Genomic DNA, 17,170 nt, shown 5'->3' with positions numbered 1-17,170 from the left:
GGCATCGAAGACCCTGGTCTGATCCCCGGGGAATTTGTCAGAGCCCTCGGGCAGAATTGCTGCGTGGTCGAGTTCTTCGGGGTCAGGCATCATTCGCCGGCTGCGGCGCGCCTGGTCGCCCAGCGGATCACGGACCGCCCACCCGCAGCAGTGCTGATCGAGGGCCCCACCGAGTACAACCAGCGCATCGAGGAACTGATGCTCGACCACGAGCTGCCGGTCATGCTCTACTCGTGGGCACCAATGTTCCCGGATGCCCCCGAGGACAGCACGGATTGGGGCATCCGCCGGGGCAGTTTCTACCCGCTGACCGACTACAGCCCCGAATGGGTCGCCCTGCGCACCGCACACCGGGCGGGGGTGCCGGTCGAGTTCATCGACCTGCCCTGGTTGGCCTTCGCGGACATCGCCGTGGCGGAGAACCGCTACGCCGAGACCCCGGTCACCGAGGAGGCCGCAGAGAAGCTGATCCGGGAGTTCGGTGTCGACGACATGTCCGGCCTGATCGACGAGCTGGTCGAGATCGACCCGGAGCTGTCGCTGGATTCCTACCGGGAGCGGATCGGGTTGCTCGGGTCGATCCTGCGCGGCGAACCCGATCCGGAGACAAGGGCGCGCGAGGCGCACATGGCGCAACGGATAACCGACGCCCGGCGGCGTTTCGGCGATGACATTCTGGTGGTGTGCGGGGCCGCTCACGTCGATGGGCTGGAGGCGCTGCTGTCGAGGGAGGTGGAGCCGGTGGAGGTGTGGGTGCCACCGGCCGACGACGACCGCTACGGCATCGCACTTACCCCCACCTCCTACGCGGCGCTCGACGCCCTCGACGGTTATGACGCGGGCCAGCCGAATCCCGGTTTCTACGACCGTCTGTACCGGGACCGCGCCGAGGGGCGGCGTGACACCAGTGAGGAACTCCTGGGGCAGGTCGTGCTGGAGCTGCGCAGGGCGAAACAGTTCGTCTCCCCCGCCGACCTGATCGCGGTGCAGGCCACCGCCGGGGCCCTCGCACAGCTGCGGGGGCATCAGCAGATCTGGCGCACCGATCTCGTCGAGGGAATCACGACCGCCCTCGTCAAGGACGACTCCGGGAAGGAGCACCCGCTGCTGCTCCACGTCAACGACGCCCTGCGCGGTGACCGGCTCGGACGTCTGGCCGCGGGCACCCGGCAACCGCCGCTGACACTCGAACTCCGCGCCGGGTTGGAGGCCCTGGGGCTGCTTCCCAAACCGAAGGGACGAGAGGAGTCCGCCGACCTGTCGAACGACCTCGGGCTGCGGCGTTCACAGCTGCTGCACTCCTTGGTGGCCCTGGAGATCCCGGGTATCAGGCTGACCGCCAGCGCGGACGATGACGGTATCGAACGCTGGTTCCTGGTGTGGACCCCGGCCTTCGAGGGATCCCTGGTGGAGGTCGCCCGTTACGGGGGCAACCGGGAGCAGGCGGTGACCGCTCGTCTGCTGGAACGCGCCGCCGGTATCACCTCGGACCCGGCGGCCGCCGCGAATCTCGTCCTGGAGGCCGCCCTGTGCGGGGTGGCCCGTCTGTCGGTCAGTCTCCAGGCCCGCACCGAGACCCTGCTGGCCACTTCCGCAAACCTGATGGGCATCGGTGCCGCGGCCGGTGTGCTGATGCGGCTCTACCGTTACGACCCGATCCTGCGAGCCACCGGTCGCGCGGATCTGGGGCGCCTGCTGATCACGGCCTTCGATCGGTCGGTGCGGCTGCTGGAACGCCTCTCACCGCTGCCGGAGGGACCGGGGCTGGAGGATTTCATCCAGGCCTTGTACCAGCTGACCGACAGCGCGGAACGGGTCGGTGGAGATCTGGGTTACGACATCGACGGCTACCACCAGGCCCTCTCGGTGGTGGTGGCGGACGACCGTCAGGCACCCACCGTCCGGGGAGCCGCCCTGGGCGCCCAGTGGCTGGCCGGGGCTCGCCCGGATCCGGAGATCGCCGAGCTGCTGTCCGTGATCGCGCTTCCCGAGCAGCTCGGCGATTTCGTCGCGGGCCTGTTGGGGGTGGCCCGGGAAGCGGCCCTGCGACGTCCGGACGCCCTGCTCCGCCTCGACGACATCCTCACCGGCCTGGACGATGCAGCGTTCTTCGCCTCCCTGCCGGGGTTGCGGCGCGCGTTCAGCCGCTACACTCAGCGCGAACGTTTCCAGGTTGCGCAGCTCATACTGGGAGAAGCTGCGGGATCGACGCTCCTGGATTTCTCCGGTTCCGCCGAGGACGCAACCGCCATCGCGGAGTTCGAGTCCGCCGTCGCGAAATCGCTGGATCGTTTCCTCGGGAGGCGGCATGGATGAACGATTGACACGCTGGCGGCTGGTGCTGGGGCGGGGTTCGGAACGGCTCGGGGACCTGGATCCCCAGCAGCAGGCCCGCTCCGATGCCCTGGGGTACCTGTATGACCGGGAGGGTCAGGGCGGCGGCACCGGAGCAGGGGACGGGGCCTCGAGGCTGACCGTTCCGGAATGGATCAACGAGATCCACACCCTGTTCCCGAAACACACCGTCCGCACCATCGAGGAGGACGCCCTGGAGCGTTACGGCATGGTCGAGCTGGTGACCGACAAGGAACTCCTGGAACGGGTGGAGCCCTCCGAGACGCTGCTGCAGGCGATCCTGCAGACCAAACACCTGATGAACTCCGATGTGCTGCAGGCAGCCAGGCAGATCGTGCGGAAGGTCGTCGCGGACCTGGTGGAGAAGATGCGCCCCAGGATCCGGCGCACGCTGACGGGTCGACGCGACCCCAACCGGCGCAGTTTTTTCAAGGTGGCGGCGAACTTCGACCCGAAGCGCACCATCCGCGCCAACTTGAAGAACTACTCGGCAGAGACGCAGCAGCTGGTCATCTCGGAGCCGATCTTCTACTCGCGCACCCGCAGGCAGTCGGAGAAGTGGCAGTTCATGGTTGTGGTGGACCAGTCGGGTTCGATGGCCGAATCCGTGATCCACTCTGCCGTGACGGCCTCCATCTTCCACGGACTTCCGGCCTTGCAGAACCATCTGATCGCCTTCGACACCTCGGTGGTGGACCTCACATCAGACATCGCCGATCCCGTCGAGACGCTGATGAAGGTGCAGCTCGGCGGGGGCACCGACATCGCGCGGGCCATGCGCTACGCCGAATCGCTCATCACCGAACCGCGAAGGGCCATGGTGGTACTCATCACGGACCTGTACGAGGGCGGCTCGGTGCACGACCTGGTCCAGTGCGTCACCCGGATGATCCAAGGCGGCAGCAAGGTGCTGATCCTGGGCGCACTGACCACGAACGGGGCGGCCTCCTTCGACGAGGAGCTGGGGCGGCGGCTGGCCGCGCGGGGAGCCCGGGTGGGGGTCATGACCCCGTACGAGCTGGCCGACTGGGTGGCGGAGGTGATCCGGTGAGCCGCCCGGACCTACTCCGTTTGAACGATGCCGCGCTGGAGGACCTGACCAACAAGGGCACCCTGCGGCGGGCCCGGAAGGAACTCGGTGCTGCGTCCCTGACCGTCACCGAGGCCGATGACGGAACGGTGACGGCCTCCTCGGACGACGGAACCACCTGCGTCCTGTACGCGAACCGGCCCTTCGCGGAGTGGACCTGTTCCTGTCTGGCCGCGAACAACTGCCGCCACATCGTCCGCGCGATCCTGCACTATCAGGCCGCCTGCTCCGGGCCGGGCGTCGTCGAGGAAGAGGAGCCGGATTCGACGGACCTGCCCGGGCCGGAGACTCCCGGGGCCACAGCCCCCGGGAAGGTGGAACCGGAGGCCGTCTTCAACCCGGCCGACATCCCCCGTGAACACCTGAGGGCCGCTCTCTCCCCCGCCGCCCTGAGGCGGGCCGATCAGTTGGCCGGGCAGGGCCTGCTGGCTCATGTCGGGAGCATCAGGGGAATCTCCGTGGTACGGATCCACCACCCGACCCCCGTGTCGGTGCGTTTCCTGGCCGGCGCCGACCTCAACTACGTGCGCTGCACCTGCCACGACCCCGATCCGTGTCTTCACGTCGCGGTCGCGGTCGCTGCCGCGGCGGGCAGGCAGTTCGGGGACACCGGTCTGGTGTCCGTTGTGGGGGACGAGTGGCGACCGGATGCATCCCTGCTCTCCGGGATCCGTGGGGCGGTCGGTGAGTTGGTGAGGGTCGGGGCGGAGTCCGGGCACCGGAACCTGCGTGGGGTCTGGCGCCGCCTGTCGGTCAGGGCCCGTGAGGCCGAGTTGCATCACGTCGCCGACGTTCTGGACGAGCTGTTGGACGAACTGGCCCGTTACGAGGCCCGCAGCCAGGAATTCACCCCGTCGCGGCTGGTCGAGTTGTCCGCCGAGCTGTTGGCGCGGGTGATGTCCCTGGGCAATCCGGAACCGGATCGGATCCCGGATCGGCTCGTCGCGGGTTCCCCCGCCCAGCAGACGCGGGTGTCGAAGGCCCGGTTGATCGGCCTTGGAACCGAGTTCGTCGAACTGGACGACGAGTGCCGGTTGATCGCTCACCTGGTGGATGCCCGAAGCGGCGCTCCGATGCGGGTCACGAAACGGATCACCGACGAGGAGCACAAGCCCTCCTCGCAGCTCGCGGGCGGCCTGGTCTCCGGTATCACCATCGGCAGCTGGGGTGGTGGGCAGGTGATGTCGCTGGGCGGCCGGATGTTCGGGCACGGAGATTTCTCCCACACCAACAGGTCGGCGGTGGGTCTTCCCGCGGGCGCGATGGACCAGTTGGAGGCACCGTTCCGGGTGGAGACCATCGCCGAGCTGGCCACCCAGCAGACCCGACTGCCCGCCGTGCTGGATGATCGTTCCGCAGGCACCGACCTGGCCGCCTGCCGGGCGACCGGCGTCGGGAACATCCATTTCGACCCCGGCATTTCCAGTCTCGTGGCCGACCTGCGGGACGCCGATGGGCAATTATTCCAGCTGGCCCTTCGCCACACCGCCCGCCGCGACGGGAGCGTGCGCGCCACCCTGGTTCGCCTGCTGAGCTGGGAGAAGGATTTCCCCGAGGATGCGTTCGTCTCGGGAAGGTGGCGTTGGGGTGCCAGAAGGGTCGTGGTGGATCCGTTGCTGCTGGTCGGGGACGGTGTCCCTCTCCAGCCGCACGTGGCAGAACCCGTCGCGACGGATGTCGATTGGCGAACCGGGACCGGGGATGCGCCGCTGACCAGCCCGGGGGCCCTGCTGCGGGGGCTCGACTCCCTGCTGGGGGAACTTCTGCTGGCGGGTGCCGACCGCATCCACCTCCGCGACCGCGAATGGCGCGATTTCGTCCGGAAGGCCCGCGCGGCGGGAAGCCAGCTGATCGCGGACCACACCCGGGCTTTCCTCGACCACCGGGACCCGGCCCGGGTGGAGGAGCTGCTGCTGATCTCGGCCTTCGGCGGCCCGTTGGCGTGAGCCCTGCCCTTGGGGAAGACCGCGAAAATATTTGTCAGCCCCTGCCTCTAAGCTTCCCTGCCATGAAACGACGCCTGCACCTGACAGAAGGTGGCTCTGACAAATTCTGGTACATCGACGTGGCCGAGGACCATGTGACGGTCCGCTACGGTCGCAGCGGAACCGCAGGCACGACGAGGACGAAACAGTACGAATCCGCGGACAAGGCCCTCACCGAGGCGAAGAAGCAGGTGGCCGCGAAGATCAAGAAGGGCTACACCGACGACGCCACGGCTTCCACCGAGGAGCTGGAAACCACGGAGGCCGCCCGGCCCGGGAGGAAGAAGAACGAAACCGGAGCCGCGGAGCAGAGGATCGCCGAACCGGTCGGCGCTCCCCTCGAGGTCTCGGACCTGGACGCGGATGATCTGGGGCTGGTGCTCACTCCTTTCGAACGCGCCTACGACATCAACGCCGAGGTGAGCATCGAGGTCGACGATTCACCTTTCGATCCCGAGGCCGAGCTGGAACGGGCCAAACGCATCGTCGTGTTCGAACCCTACAGCGACGGTTACGCCCGGATGCTGCGAGTGCGGTTCACCGAACCCCCGTTCGACAAAATGCCCGGTCCAGAACGGATCACGTGGTGGGTGAAGCATTTGAAAGAGCTCCAGAAAATCAGGGAAAAGGAATACCAGGCGAATCAGAAGAATCAATACAGCTACAGCAGAGATACCACGCTCTACTGGCCCACCTGGTTGAAGGTGATTCTGCGCACCAACTGGCGCGCTCCGCTCGCCAAATGCGCAGCCGAGCTCGGCAAACTCGTCGAAGGAGCGCTGGTTCTTCGTCCTCTCCTGACCATGTTCTCCGATGCCGACATCACCGCGGCCCGAGTAGGGTTGCCGTCGCCTCTACCCGCACCACTCAGCGCCCGGCAGTACTACGGCTACGACATAATCGACCATTCGGTCTTCGCAGCTGCCGGGTTGGACTCTCTCGATCAGGATGAGGCTCGAAGTCTGCTGGAAGCCGTGCCGAAGATTCACCTGCAGCACGACGACTTCCACAGCTTCGCCCTGGTTGGGTTGGTGCTCCCCACGCCCACCGAGCGGGTCGCTTTCGCTCGCCGCACGGGAGCGCGGGTCGTCGAGTGGAGTGGTGTGGTGCCGTGGTTGGTGGCAACCGGCAGGGAAGGTTTTGGCCTGCTGCTGAGCTGGCTTGATCAGCAGGCCCGGGAAACCTCCCAGGCAATGCTGACTTCGGCTGCTGAAGTGGGGCACGGCCCGGGAATGGCCGGTTTGTTCTTGGACGCGCTGAAAACCAAGGCGGCCGATGTTGCGACGCATTGGCTGCGCTCTCACCTGCCCCAGGTCTTGGCTGCGGATCTCACTCGTTCCCAGGCCGATGCCTTGGCTCCTCTGCTGAGGGAGATCCCCACCGAACAGATCCGAGGCGTTGTCGAGCAGACCAAGGGCAGCACCCGAGCAGTCATCGAGGAGATCCTGAACGAATCCGCAACCCCGGAACTACCCGATGACACCGCCTGGTGGACGGAGGCCAGCAGCTCCCCGAAGCTACCGGCGGCACAGGATCTTCCGTTCAGTGCCGATGGTCTGCCGCCGATCCTGATCGATGGTCAGTACCGGCTGGGCGCCGAACGGGTGGAGGAGCTGTTGCGGGCTTTGAGCACCGCTGAGCGGCATCCGTTGACCGCGGCGGTGCATGACCGGGCCGATCGCCTCAGCCGGGATCGCTTCGCCCTGGCACTTTTCAATCTCTGGTTGGCTGCTGGTGCTCCCGCGAAACTGTCGTGGTTGATGACCGGAGCCGGCTGGCTGGGAGACAACGAATTCGTCAACACCCTCACCCCGCTGATCCGGGAATGGCCGGGAGTAAGCCATCACCAACGGGCCGTGAAAGGCCTCACCGCGCTGCGCAACGTCGCATCGGACGAAGCCCTGCAACAGATCTCCGGGATCGCAGCAAAGGTGAAATTCGCCGGCCTGAAGAAACGCGCCGGCCAGGCGATGGACGAGATCGCCACCCAACGTGGCTTCACCCGCGACGAACTCGAAGACCGGGTGATCCCCGACGGAGGTCTCGGCGAACGCGGCACCCGCATCTTCGACTACGGAACCCGCCGCTTCCTGGCCTATGTGACCCCGGAAGGCAAACTTGCCGCACGCCTCCTGGATGCCGAATACCACCCCACCGGCAAGGTACTCAGCACCCTCCCAGCACCCAACAAAAGCGATAATTCCGAGCAAGCGAAGGCGGCAAAGGCCGAATACAACCTCGTCAAGAAAGCTGTCACCACCCTGGCGAAGGTCCAACTGGCACGCTTCGAACGCGCCATGATCCAAGACCGCCGCTGGACCCCGGAAGACCACGCCCGCTTCATCGCCCCCCACCCCGTCCTCAGACGACTCCTGGCAGGAATCATCTGGGGCCTCTACGACACGGAAAACACCCTGACAGCCACCGCCCGCATCGACGAGGACGGCCACCTCGTCGACCCCGACGACGAACCCGTCAACACCGAAGGCTGCTCCATCGGGATCGTTCACCCCCTGGAACTGGACGACACCACCAAAGCCGCCTGGGGCGAGGTACTGGCCGACTACGAACTCGCCCAACCGTTCAAACAACTCGACCGACCCACCTTCCACCTCCCAGAAAACCAGGGCGACGACACGAAACTCCACGACCTACCCAAAGGAAAATTCCCCGCCACCAGACTCATCGGAGCCTTCAACAAATACGGCTGGGAACGAGGCGAAGCCCTCGACGCAGGCACCTACTGCCTCCACGCCCTCACAATCCCAACAGCCAACCTCACAGCAGTAATCCGCTACACAGGCATGTGGATGGGCCCCATGACAGACCAAGAAGACCAAGAAATCGAAGCAGTCTTCATCCTCAAAGGCTGCCACGACCCGAAAAACCTCGGCTGGGGAGACAAAATGGACACCAAAGAACTCAAACGCATCCCCTGGAACCAAGCCCCACCCAAAATCGTCTCCGAGATCCTGGCCGCCTTGAAGGAGATGTCGAACACATGACCGACATGCAACGCCCACCGGCTGAGCTTCGTCACGCCGAGGAACTGAAGCTCCTGAAGCAGCGCGACAGGAAACAGAAACGCCCCGTCGCTCCCGGCTGGCAGCTCTCGGCGCAGTCGGTGGTGGAGTTCGTGCTGGGCGACGGGAAGGAGATCACGGGCAAGTATGTGGGGCGCCGTTCCCTGATCGAACGCTGCGTGGTGTCGCTGGCCACGAACCGGGGATTGATGCTGATCGGCGAACCCGGCACGGCCAAGTCCCTGCTGAGCGAACTGCTGGCAGCGGCGATCTCCGGGGACACCACCTTGACCATCCAAGGTTCGGCGGCCACCACAGAGGACGCCATCAAATATTCCTGGAACTACGCGATGCTGCTGGCCGAGGGACCGACCCTGAAATCCCTCGTGCCCGCCCCCGTTCACCGGGGCATGTCGGAGGGCAAGGTGGTGCGTTTCGAGGAGATCACCCGCTGCGCCCCCGAGGTGCAGGACTCGATGTTGTCGGTGCTCTCGGATCGCACCTTGTCCATTCCCGAACTGGACGCGACCCACCGGACCCTGTACGCGAAGCAGGGATTCAACGTGATCGGCACCGCCAACACCCGTGACCGTGGCGTCAACGAGATGTCGGCCGCTTTGAAACGCCGGTTCAACTTCGAGACCATCGGCGCCATCGAGAACCTCGAGGTGGAGATGGCGCTGGTGGAACGCGAAACCGATGCGATGCTGCGGGCCGCCGAAATCCCGGCCCGTCTGGGCCGCGACGCCACCGAGGTGCTGGTCAAGGTGTTCCGCGAGCTGCGTTCCGGGAAGGCGTCCGGGCAGGGGGTGGAACGCCTGAGCAGCGCCATGTCCACGGCGGAGGCGGTTTCCACCGGCATGGCGGCCGCCGTCCACGCGGCCTGGTTCGGCAACGACACCCCGGGCGGCAAAGAGCTGGCGGAGGCCATCGTCGCCTCGGCTCTGAAGGACGAACCGGAGGACGTCTCCAAGCTGCGCGCCTACCGCGAACGGCACGTCAAGAAACGCTCCGGTATCTGGCAGGAGCTGTACAAACACCTGCCCTGACCAAGGGATGGCCTGCCACCCCAGTGGGTTTCACGAACAGTCGGGCAGGCTCCAAAACCTGTGGCCGGGGCGCTTCCCGGCCGCCAGATGTGGTTTCGAGCCGGGCTGCTCCTTCGTTGCGGCCCGGCGCAACCAGCTTCACACCTTACGACCCGCTACCTTCCCGGTCCGCCCCCGAGGATCAACCGGCTTCCCGAAACGGCGCCCCCTACACCGCTATGGGTGCTTTTATCGCCGGGTGGGGGTCGTAGTTCTCGACGGTGATGTCGGGCAGCTCGAACCGGTCGATCTCCCGCACCCCGGGGTTCAGCACGAGCCGCGGGAGGGCGCGCGGCCGCCGGGTCAGCTGCTCGGTCACCTGATCGAAGTGGTTGTGGTAGATGTGCGCGTCACCGAGGGTGTGGATGAACTCCCCCACTTCCAGCCCCGTCACCTGCGCCACGAGGTGGGTCAGCAGCGCGTAGGAGGCGATGTTGAACGGCACCCCCAGGAACACGTCGGCGGAGCGCTGGTAGAGCTGACAGCTCAGCCTGCCGTCGGCCACGTAGAACTGGAACAGGGCGTGGCAGGGGGGCAGGGCCATGGCGTCCACATCGGCGACGTTCCATGCGGAGACGACATGCCGTCTGGACTCCGGGTTGCTGCGCAGGGACTCGATCACGTCGGCGAGCTGATCCACGTGCCGCCCGTCCGGGGTGGGCCAGGAACGCCACTGGTAACCGTAGATGGGTCCGAGGTTGCCGTTCTCGTCGGCCCATTCGTCCCAGATGGTGATGCGGTTCTCGTGCAGCCAGGCGATGTTGGTGTCGCCCCGCAGGAACCACAGCAGCTCGCCGAAAACGGAGCGGGTGTGCACCCTCTTGGTGGTCAGCAGTGGAAACCCTGCGGTCAGGTCGAATCTCATCTGGTGGCCGAAGACGCTGCGGGTGCCGGTTCCGGTGCGGTCGCCGCGGTCGATTCCGTCGGTCATGACGCGGCGCAGCAGATCCAGGTAGATCTCCATCACTGTTCCTTCAACCAGGTCACGAAGGCGCGCACGGCCTTGCCGCGGTGGCTGATGGCGTCCTTCTGGGCGGCCGTCAGTTCCGCGGACGTGCAGGTCCGGCCCTCGGGTAGGAACAGCGGGTCGTAGCCGAAACCACCGTCGCCGCGTTCCTCCTCGGCGATCCGTCCCGGCATCTCGCCGCGCCAGAGCTGCCGGCCGCCGCCGGGCAGCGCCAGGGCCAGGGCACACACGAACCGCGCGCCGCGCCGCTCGGGGGGCACCCCGGCCAGTTGCGCCAGAAGCAGCGCATTGTTGGCGGCGTCGTCGCATTCCGGCCCGGCCCAGCGGGCGGAACGAACCCCCGGCATGGAGTTGAGTTCGTCCACCTCGAGGCCCGAGTCGTCGGCCAGGGCTGGCAGACCGGTGTGACGGGCCGCGGCCTCGGCCTTTATGAAGGCGTTTCCCTCGAAGGTTCTCTCGGTTTCGGCGGGTTCGGGACAGGAATCGAAATCACCCAGCCCCAGCACCTCCACCGCCAGCCCAGCGTCCCGGATGACGCGGCGCAGTTCGACCAGCTTCTTGGGGTTGTTGGTGGCCAGCACCACCTTCTCGACGCGACCCGTCACGCCAGGGCCTCGCGTTGCAGCCGGGTCAGTTCCGCACACCCGGCGGCGCCGAGGTCGAGCAACCGGTTAAGGTCGGTGCGGTTGAAGGGGGTCCTCTCCGCGGTGCCCTGCACCTCGATGAAATCCCCCGACCCGGTCATGACGATGTTCATGTCCGTCCCGGCCTGTGAATCCTCCTCGTAGGCCAGGTCGAGCAGCGGCACCCCCTCGACGAATCCGACGGACACGGCGGCGACGGAATCCTTCAACGGTTCGCCCTTGAGCACGTCCAGTTCCCGCAGGTGGGCGACGGCGTCGGCGAGGGCCACGTAGGCGCCGGTGATGGCCGCGGTACGGGTGCCGCCGTCGGCCTGCAGCACGTCACAGTCCAGAACGATGGTGTTCTCCCCCAGCGCCGAGTAGTCGACGACGGCACGCAACGAACGCCCGACCAGGCGGGAGATCTCGTGGGTGCGGCCGCTGATCCGGCCCCGCACCGACTCGCGGTCGCTGCGGGAATGGGTGGCCCTGGGCAGCATCGAGTACTCGGCGGTCACCCAGCCGAGACCGGTGTCCCGTCGCCAGCGGGGGACCCCCACCGTGACGGATGCGGCAACCAGCACCCGGGTCTTCCCGAACTCCACGAGCACGGATCCCTCGGCGTGGTCGAGCCACCCGCGGGTGATGCGGACTTCACGGAGTTGGTCGGCCCGGCGGCCGTCGATGCGCAGAATCATGGGGCCAACCTACCGGAGTTCAGCGAAGCTCCACCTGCTCGACGTCATGGACGAAACGCCCGAGCAGCCTCTCCCCGATGCCCTGGAAGGAGTCGGCGTCGCCGGTTGTCAGGAACTGGCGGCTGGCGTGTCGTGGGGTGTCGTGCAGCAGACCCTTGCGGGTGAGCCGCGAATAGGTGTCCTGGGCGCAGGCGTCCGAGGAGGAGACCAGCACCACGTCGTCTCCGAGCACGTAGTTGATGACGCCGGTGAGCAGCGGATAGTGGGTGCAGCCGAGGATCAGGGTGTCGATGTTCGCGGCCTGGAGGGGAGCCAGGTATTCGCGGGCCACCCCGAGCAGTTCCTCACCCCCTGTGATACCGGCCTCCACGAACTCCACGAACCGCGGGCAAGCCTGGGTGGTGAGTCGCACGTCCCCGGCCACCGCGAACGCATCATCGTAGGAACGGGACATGGCCGTGGCCTCGGTGCACACCACCCCGACCCGGCCGCTGCCGGATGCGGCGAGGGCGCGCCGGGCGGCGGGCAGGATCACCTCGAGAATCGGCACATCGTAGCGTTCCCGGGCGTCCCTCAAAACCGCGGAGCTGGCGGAGTTGCAGGCGATCACCAGCGCTTTGACCCCTCGCTCGGCCAGGTGGTCGAGGCCCTGGATGGCGAACTCCCGGACCTGCGCGATCGGCCGGGGGCCGTAGGGGGCCCGGGCCGTGTCGCCGAGATAGATGAAATCCTCGTTGGGCAGCTGGTCCACGAGGGAACGCATCACGGTGAGCCCTCCGAAACCGGAATCGAAAACCCCGATCGGGGCCTCACGTCCGTTCACCGTTTCTCCCCCCGCCACTTGGCGTGGAGCGCGTCCTCGATCAGCAGCGCGAGCCAGTCGAGGATGGCGACGGTTTCCGGGTCGTTGGCCATGTCCTCCCTCGTTGGTTCCGCCAACCGTTCCGAGGAACCGGTGAGTTCCACATACCATTGGACCCTGAGCGCCGCCAGAACCGAGACCCAGGAGTCGATGTCCCGGCCTGCGACCACCACCTGGGCCCGGTCGTCGTCCTCCAGGGCGGCAAGCACCTTCCGGGCGGCCTCGAGCCGGTTCTGGGCCTGGCCCGCGATGGCGTGGCGCCGGAACTGGCCGGCCTCGTCGGCATCGGGAAGGGCGGGCGGGAAGAAACGCCCGAGCCCGGGTTCCTCCGCGATGGCCTCGTCACAGACCGACTCGGCCCTGAGTTCCGCGTCGAGCCTGGCCAGGGGATCATCGGATTCGACACGGGGAAGCAGCGGTTCCAGATCGTGTGCGTAGCGTTCCACGAGGAAACGCAGCACCCGGCCACGTCCGTCACCCGCGTGGAAAACCCAGGTGGAGTCATTCACTGCCGCTCCATGGTTGCCCAGAGGGTGTAGTTCTGCATCGCCAGGACATCGCGTTCCATGGCTTCGCGGTTGCCCGTCGACACCACGGCACGCCCCTCCGTGTGCACCTTCAACATCAGTTCCTCCGATTTCGGTTTCGAATAACCGAAGTACTCGCAGAACACGTGGGTGACGTAGTCCATCAGGTTCACGGGATCGTCCCAGACGATCGTCACCCACACCTCCGCCGGGGTTTCCAGCGGAGAATCCAGAACCGCCACCTGGCTGTCGGTCTGCTCCTCGGCGGCGCGGGGAGGCGGTGGAACAGGTCGAGGACACATGCCTGCCATCGTACCGACACACGAAGTGGACCTCCCATGCGCATCCACACCTTCCACGGGTCGGATCCGCTCCAGACGCCCCCACTAGTCTGGTTCCATGACGACAGCACTGCTGACCGACCACTACGAGTTGACGATGGTTCAGGCCGCCATGGACGCGGGCACCGCGAGCAGGCGTTCCCTGTTCGACATGTTCACCCGTCGTCTGCCGGAGGGCCGCCGCTACGGGGTGGTCGCGGGTCTCGGACGGGCTCTGGAGGCCATCGACGACTTCCGTTTCGATCCCGCCACCCTGCAGTTCCTTCTGGACCGAGGAATCATCCGCGACAACCTGGCGGAGTGGCTGGCCGGCTACCGTTTCAACGGCGACATCTGGGGTTACCCGGAGGGTGAAACCTATTTCCCGGGGTCGCCGGTGCTGTCCGTGGAGGGCAGTTTCGCGGAGGCCTGCATCCTGGAGACGGTGCTGCTCAGCATCTACAATTTCGATTCCGCCATAGCCGCGGCCGCCTCCCGCATGACCGCCATGGCCGAGGACAGGCCCTGCGCGGAGATGGGGTCGCGCCGAACCCACGAATGGGCGGCGGTCGGTGCCGCCCGCGCAGCCTACATCGCCGGGTTCTCCGCCACCTCGAACCTAGAGGCCGGACGCGCCTACGGAATCCCGACCATGGGCACCGCCGCGCATTCCTTCACCCTCCTCCACGATTCCGAGGAGGACGCCTTCCGGGCGCAACTCGACGCGCTGGGGGTGGAGACGACGCTGCTGGTGGACACCTACGACGTCGAGGCCGCCATCCGCAAGGGAGTGGAGCTGACCGAGGGTCGGTTGGGGGCCATCCGGCTCGATTCCGGCGACCTTCCGATGATGGCCCGCCAGGCCCGTGACCTCCTCGACGACCTGGGTGCCACGAGCACCCGGATCACCGTCACCTCCGACCTCGACGAATGGCAGATCGCCGCCCTGCGCGGCGCCCCCGTCGACGGGTTCGGGGTGGGAACCTCCCTGGTCACCGGTTCCGGGCATCCCACCTGCGGGTTCGTCTACAAGCTCGTGGCCCGTTCCGAATCCGCGGATCGGGAAGCGCCGATGACCCCGGTAGGAAAGAAATCGAAAGGCAAGAACACCTTGGGAGGCCGCAAGTTCGCGATGCGCAGGCTGGGCGAGAGCGGTCGTGCGGAGGCCGAGATCATCGGGTTGGGTGCGGCCCCGGTCGGTGACGGCAACGACCGCCACCTTCTGGTGGACATCGTCAAGGACGGGCAGCTGGTGTTCCCGGGAACCCTGGAGGACGCGCGCACCCGGCACCGGGAGTCGCTTGCGGAGCTTCCCCTGGCGGCGCTGCGCATCAGCAGGGGCGACCCCGCGATCGAGACGATCATCCTCGACGGCGCCGGGGTCCAGACCACCAACCCGTACCAGGCGGCCCCCAGACCTGCGAACCTGTGATCCCACGGGCACCAACCACCCGGCACGGGCCCCGGTGAAAACCACCGGGGGCCAGAACCGGAAACGGGTCAGGAATCCTGCCGGTCACCGTTCATGACGTCCGCGACCCGGCGGGGCAGGTCAGCGGTGAACAGATCCTCCAGTTTCAGGGATTTCCCCCCGGAATCGGCGAGCGGCACCCGCCAGTTGGGGTACTCGTTCATCGTTCCCGGTTGGTTCTGGGCGCGTTTCTCCCCCGCAGCGTCGGCCAGGGAGGCCACCAGCACCTTGGAGTTGGTCAACCGCAGGTAGCGGTGCATGGCCAGCATCACCTCGACGTGATCACCGGCCAGGGCCTCGTCGAGGAGCCCGAAGGCGATCAGTCGTTCCACCCACATGTCGCGTTCCCGTTCGGCGACGGCAAGTTCCTGCTCGACCGGTTCCAGCAGCAACCCTAGCTGTTCTCGAAGCCTGACATGACCGCTCTCGAGGTATCCGAGGGTGGGGGGCAGGTCGTGGGTGGTGACCGAGGCCATGCAGTACTCGCGCCACTTCTCCGGGGGCAGCACCTGCCCGTCGGTTCCGTACTCCCACCACAGGATCGCGGTGCCCAGCAGGCCGCGGCGCGACAGGTATTCGCGCACCCAGGGTTCGACGGTGCCGAGGTCCTCCCCCACCACCAAGGCCTGGGCGCGATACGCCTCCAGCGCCAGGATCCCGATCAGCGCCTCGTGGTTGTAACGCACGTAGGTGCCCGCGCTGGGCCCGAGCCCATCGGGCACCCACCACAGCCGGAACAAACCGATGATGTGGTCGATCCTGAGCCCGCCCACACGGTTCAGGGCGGCCCGCACCATGGTGCGGAACGGTTCGTACTCGAGCTCCTCCAGTTTCAACGGGTTCCACGGGGGCTGTCCCCAGTCCTGACCGCCCTGGTTGTACTGATCCGGAGGAGCCCCGACGGTGATCCCGGGGGCATATACGTCGCCCATGAGCCAGGTTTCCGCGCTGGTCTTGCCGACCCCCACGGCCAGGTCGGCAAGCACACCGATGCCCATGCCCGCCTCCTCCGCGGCGGTCTGCGCCGCCGACAGCTGCTGCTGCGCGGTCCACTGGAGCCACTCGAAGAACTCCACCCGTTCGGCCTGTGCCGCGGCGAACTCCTCCGCCGCGGTGGAACGCGGGTCGCGCAGTTCCTCGGGCCACTGCCGCCAGTCGGTGCCGTGGATCTCGCTGAGCGCGCTCCAGACCGCGAAATCACGCAGCGCGCTGCCGCCGCGGCGACGGAACCCGTCGAAGGACAACTGGCGTGCGGGGCGGCGTCCGGCCCGGAACAGCTCCCACAGCGCTTCCCGTTTCCCCTTCCATACGGTGTCACGGTCGATGACCTTGCCATTGCCACGCACGGACTTCCGCAGTTTGCGGATCCGGCGCCGCATCGGCTGGGGAAGGTTGGCGTATTCGGGAACCGTCTCGGGTCTGATGTACAACGGGCTCAGGAAACGCCTGCTGGAAGGTAGGTACGGTGAAGGCTCGATCGGCGATGTGACCTGGGCCGCGTGCAACGGGTTGACCAGCACGAAACCCGCCTGCTGCTCGTTCCCGGCCCATGCGACGAGATCGGCGAGATCGGTGAGATCCCCGAACCCCCAGGACCGCTTCGACGTGACGCTGTAGAGCTGGACGGCGTATCCCCAGACGCGATCGTTGCGCATCCCGGGCGGAAAACCCACGAATCCCGGGGTGACCACCAAGGCGGCGGAAGCGGTTCCCTCACTGGATGTGGCTTCCACGCGGTGGTATCCGAGCGGCAGGTCCGTCATCTCGAAGCTGGCCTCGCCGCGGAGCTGCCCGGCCACCTCGCGATCCGGGGTCCAATTGTCGACCTGTGTCGCGGGCCGTCGCTCCCCGTTTTCCAGCACCACGTCGAGGGACACCGGCGACCCGGCCGGAACGTGCACGTCGATCCGTACCGTTTCCCCCTCTTCGACGACGGTGCAGGGCGGCAGGACCCGCCGCCAATGCTGCTCGTCGAGCCGGGCCAGCGCATCCCTGCATTCCTCCGGGGTATCGGCCTCCACACCCATGGCCCGGAGCACCGCAATCACGGTGGCCTCCGATATGAGGGTGTGGTTTCCTTTCCAGTCCCAGAACTCCCGGGCTATTCCCAAGCGTTCCGCGAGTTCGTCCAACTCGGCAGTCAGGTGTGACAAGGTTTCAT

The 17,170-nt window shown here is 66.7% G+C and carries 13 protein-coding genes; 6 read left to right on the top strand and 7 right to left on the bottom strand.

The window, feature by feature from the left end; genetic code table 11:
• Positions 1 to 63 precede the first annotated feature (63 nt).
• The 5 genes from ACO6D6_RS00405 (at position 64) to ACO6D6_RS00385 (ending at position 9,502) form a co-directional block, all read left to right on the top strand.
• The gene (locus ACO6D6_RS00405; RefSeq protein ID WP_484782375.1) at positions 64 to 2,316 is read left to right on the top strand and encodes a DUF5682 family protein; all 2,253 of its coding nucleotides are present in this window, start codon (positions 64 to 66) and stop codon (positions 2,314 to 2,316) included.
• Positions 2,309 to 3,406 carry a VWA domain-containing protein gene (locus ACO6D6_RS00400; protein ID WP_484782374.1) on the top strand — a complete coding sequence of 366 codons (1,098 nt, stop codon included), beginning with the start codon at positions 2,309 to 2,311 and terminating at the stop codon, positions 3,404 to 3,406. Before ACO6D6_RS00405 ends, ACO6D6_RS00400 begins: the two co-directional genes overlap by 8 nt.
• The gene (locus ACO6D6_RS00395; protein ID WP_484782373.1) at positions 3,403 to 5,391 is read left to right on the top strand and encodes an SWIM zinc finger family protein; all 1,989 of its coding nucleotides are present in this window, start codon (positions 3,403 to 3,405) and stop codon (positions 5,389 to 5,391) included. Before ACO6D6_RS00400 ends, ACO6D6_RS00395 begins: the two co-directional genes overlap by 4 nt.
• A 62-nt stretch (positions 5,392 to 5,453) precedes the next feature.
• Positions 5,454 to 8,435 carry a WGR and DUF4132 domain-containing protein gene (locus ACO6D6_RS00390; RefSeq protein WP_484782371.1) on the top strand — a complete coding sequence of 994 codons (2,982 nt, stop codon included), beginning with the start codon at positions 5,454 to 5,456 and terminating at the stop codon, positions 8,433 to 8,435.
• On the top strand, positions 8,432 to 9,502 hold the full coding sequence (locus ACO6D6_RS00385; protein ID WP_484782369.1) for an ATP-binding protein: 1,071 nt from the start codon (positions 8,432 to 8,434) through the stop codon (positions 9,500 to 9,502). Before ACO6D6_RS00390 ends, ACO6D6_RS00385 begins: the two co-directional genes overlap by 4 nt.
• A 208-nt stretch (positions 9,503 to 9,710) precedes the next feature.
• Here the strand turns inward: ACO6D6_RS00385 and ACO6D6_RS00380 are convergent, their stop codons facing one another.
• Genes ACO6D6_RS00380 through clpS form a run of 6 tightly spaced genes read right to left on the bottom strand, consistent with a single transcriptional unit; the run spans position 9,711 to position 13,520 of the window.
• Positions 9,711 to 10,505, bottom strand: a complete 795-nt coding sequence (locus ACO6D6_RS00380) for a thymidylate synthase (protein WP_484782367.1) — start codon at positions 10,503 to 10,505, stop codon at positions 9,711 to 9,713.
• Positions 10,505 to 11,113, bottom strand: coding sequence for an RdgB/HAM1 family non-canonical purine NTP pyrophosphatase (gene rdgB / locus ACO6D6_RS00375; protein WP_484782365.1), 609 nt, complete (start codon positions 11,111 to 11,113; stop codon positions 10,505 to 10,507). Before rdgB ends, ACO6D6_RS00380 begins: the two co-directional genes overlap by 1 nt.
• A complete protein-coding gene (gene rph, locus ACO6D6_RS00370; RefSeq protein ID WP_484782364.1) occupies positions 11,110 to 11,829 on the bottom strand; it encodes a ribonuclease PH in 720 nt (239 codons plus the stop codon). Before rph ends, rdgB begins: the two co-directional genes overlap by 4 nt.
• A gap of 19 nt (positions 11,830 to 11,848) precedes the next feature.
• Positions 11,849 to 12,652 carry a glutamate racemase gene (murI, locus tag ACO6D6_RS00365; RefSeq protein ID WP_484782362.1) on the bottom strand — a complete coding sequence of 268 codons (804 nt, stop codon included), beginning with the start codon at positions 12,650 to 12,652 and terminating at the stop codon, positions 11,849 to 11,851.
• Complete coding sequence (locus ACO6D6_RS00360) at positions 12,649 to 13,200, bottom strand: DUF2017 family protein (protein ID WP_484782360.1); 552 nt, start codon at positions 13,198 to 13,200, stop codon at positions 12,649 to 12,651. The genes murI and ACO6D6_RS00360 overlap by 4 nt, the downstream gene beginning before the upstream one ends.
• Positions 13,197 to 13,520 carry an ATP-dependent Clp protease adapter ClpS gene (clpS, locus tag ACO6D6_RS00355; protein ID WP_484782359.1) on the bottom strand — a complete coding sequence of 108 codons (324 nt, stop codon included), beginning with the start codon at positions 13,518 to 13,520 and terminating at the stop codon, positions 13,197 to 13,199. The genes ACO6D6_RS00360 and clpS overlap by 4 nt, the downstream gene beginning before the upstream one ends.
• 97 nt (positions 13,521 to 13,617) lie before the next feature.
• Between clpS and ACO6D6_RS00350 the strand changes: the two genes are divergently transcribed.
• Positions 13,618 to 14,970 carry a nicotinate phosphoribosyltransferase gene (locus ACO6D6_RS00350; RefSeq protein ID WP_484782357.1) on the top strand — a complete coding sequence of 451 codons (1,353 nt, stop codon included), beginning with the start codon at positions 13,618 to 13,620 and terminating at the stop codon, positions 14,968 to 14,970.
• A 68-nt stretch (positions 14,971 to 15,038) separates the two neighbouring features.
• Here ACO6D6_RS00350 and malQ read toward each other — a convergent pair whose 3' ends face one another.
• On the bottom strand, positions 15,039 to 17,162 hold the full coding sequence (gene malQ, locus ACO6D6_RS00345; RefSeq protein ID WP_484782355.1) for a 4-alpha-glucanotransferase: 2,124 nt from the start codon (positions 17,160 to 17,162) through the stop codon (positions 15,039 to 15,041).
• Positions 17,163 to 17,170: the final 8 nt, after the last annotated feature.

The sequence above is a fragment of the Arachnia sp. genome (assembly GCF_057238465.1).
The sequence above is the reverse complement of the archived record's forward strand: the minus strand, read 5'-3'. Positions and strand labels throughout refer to the sequence as shown.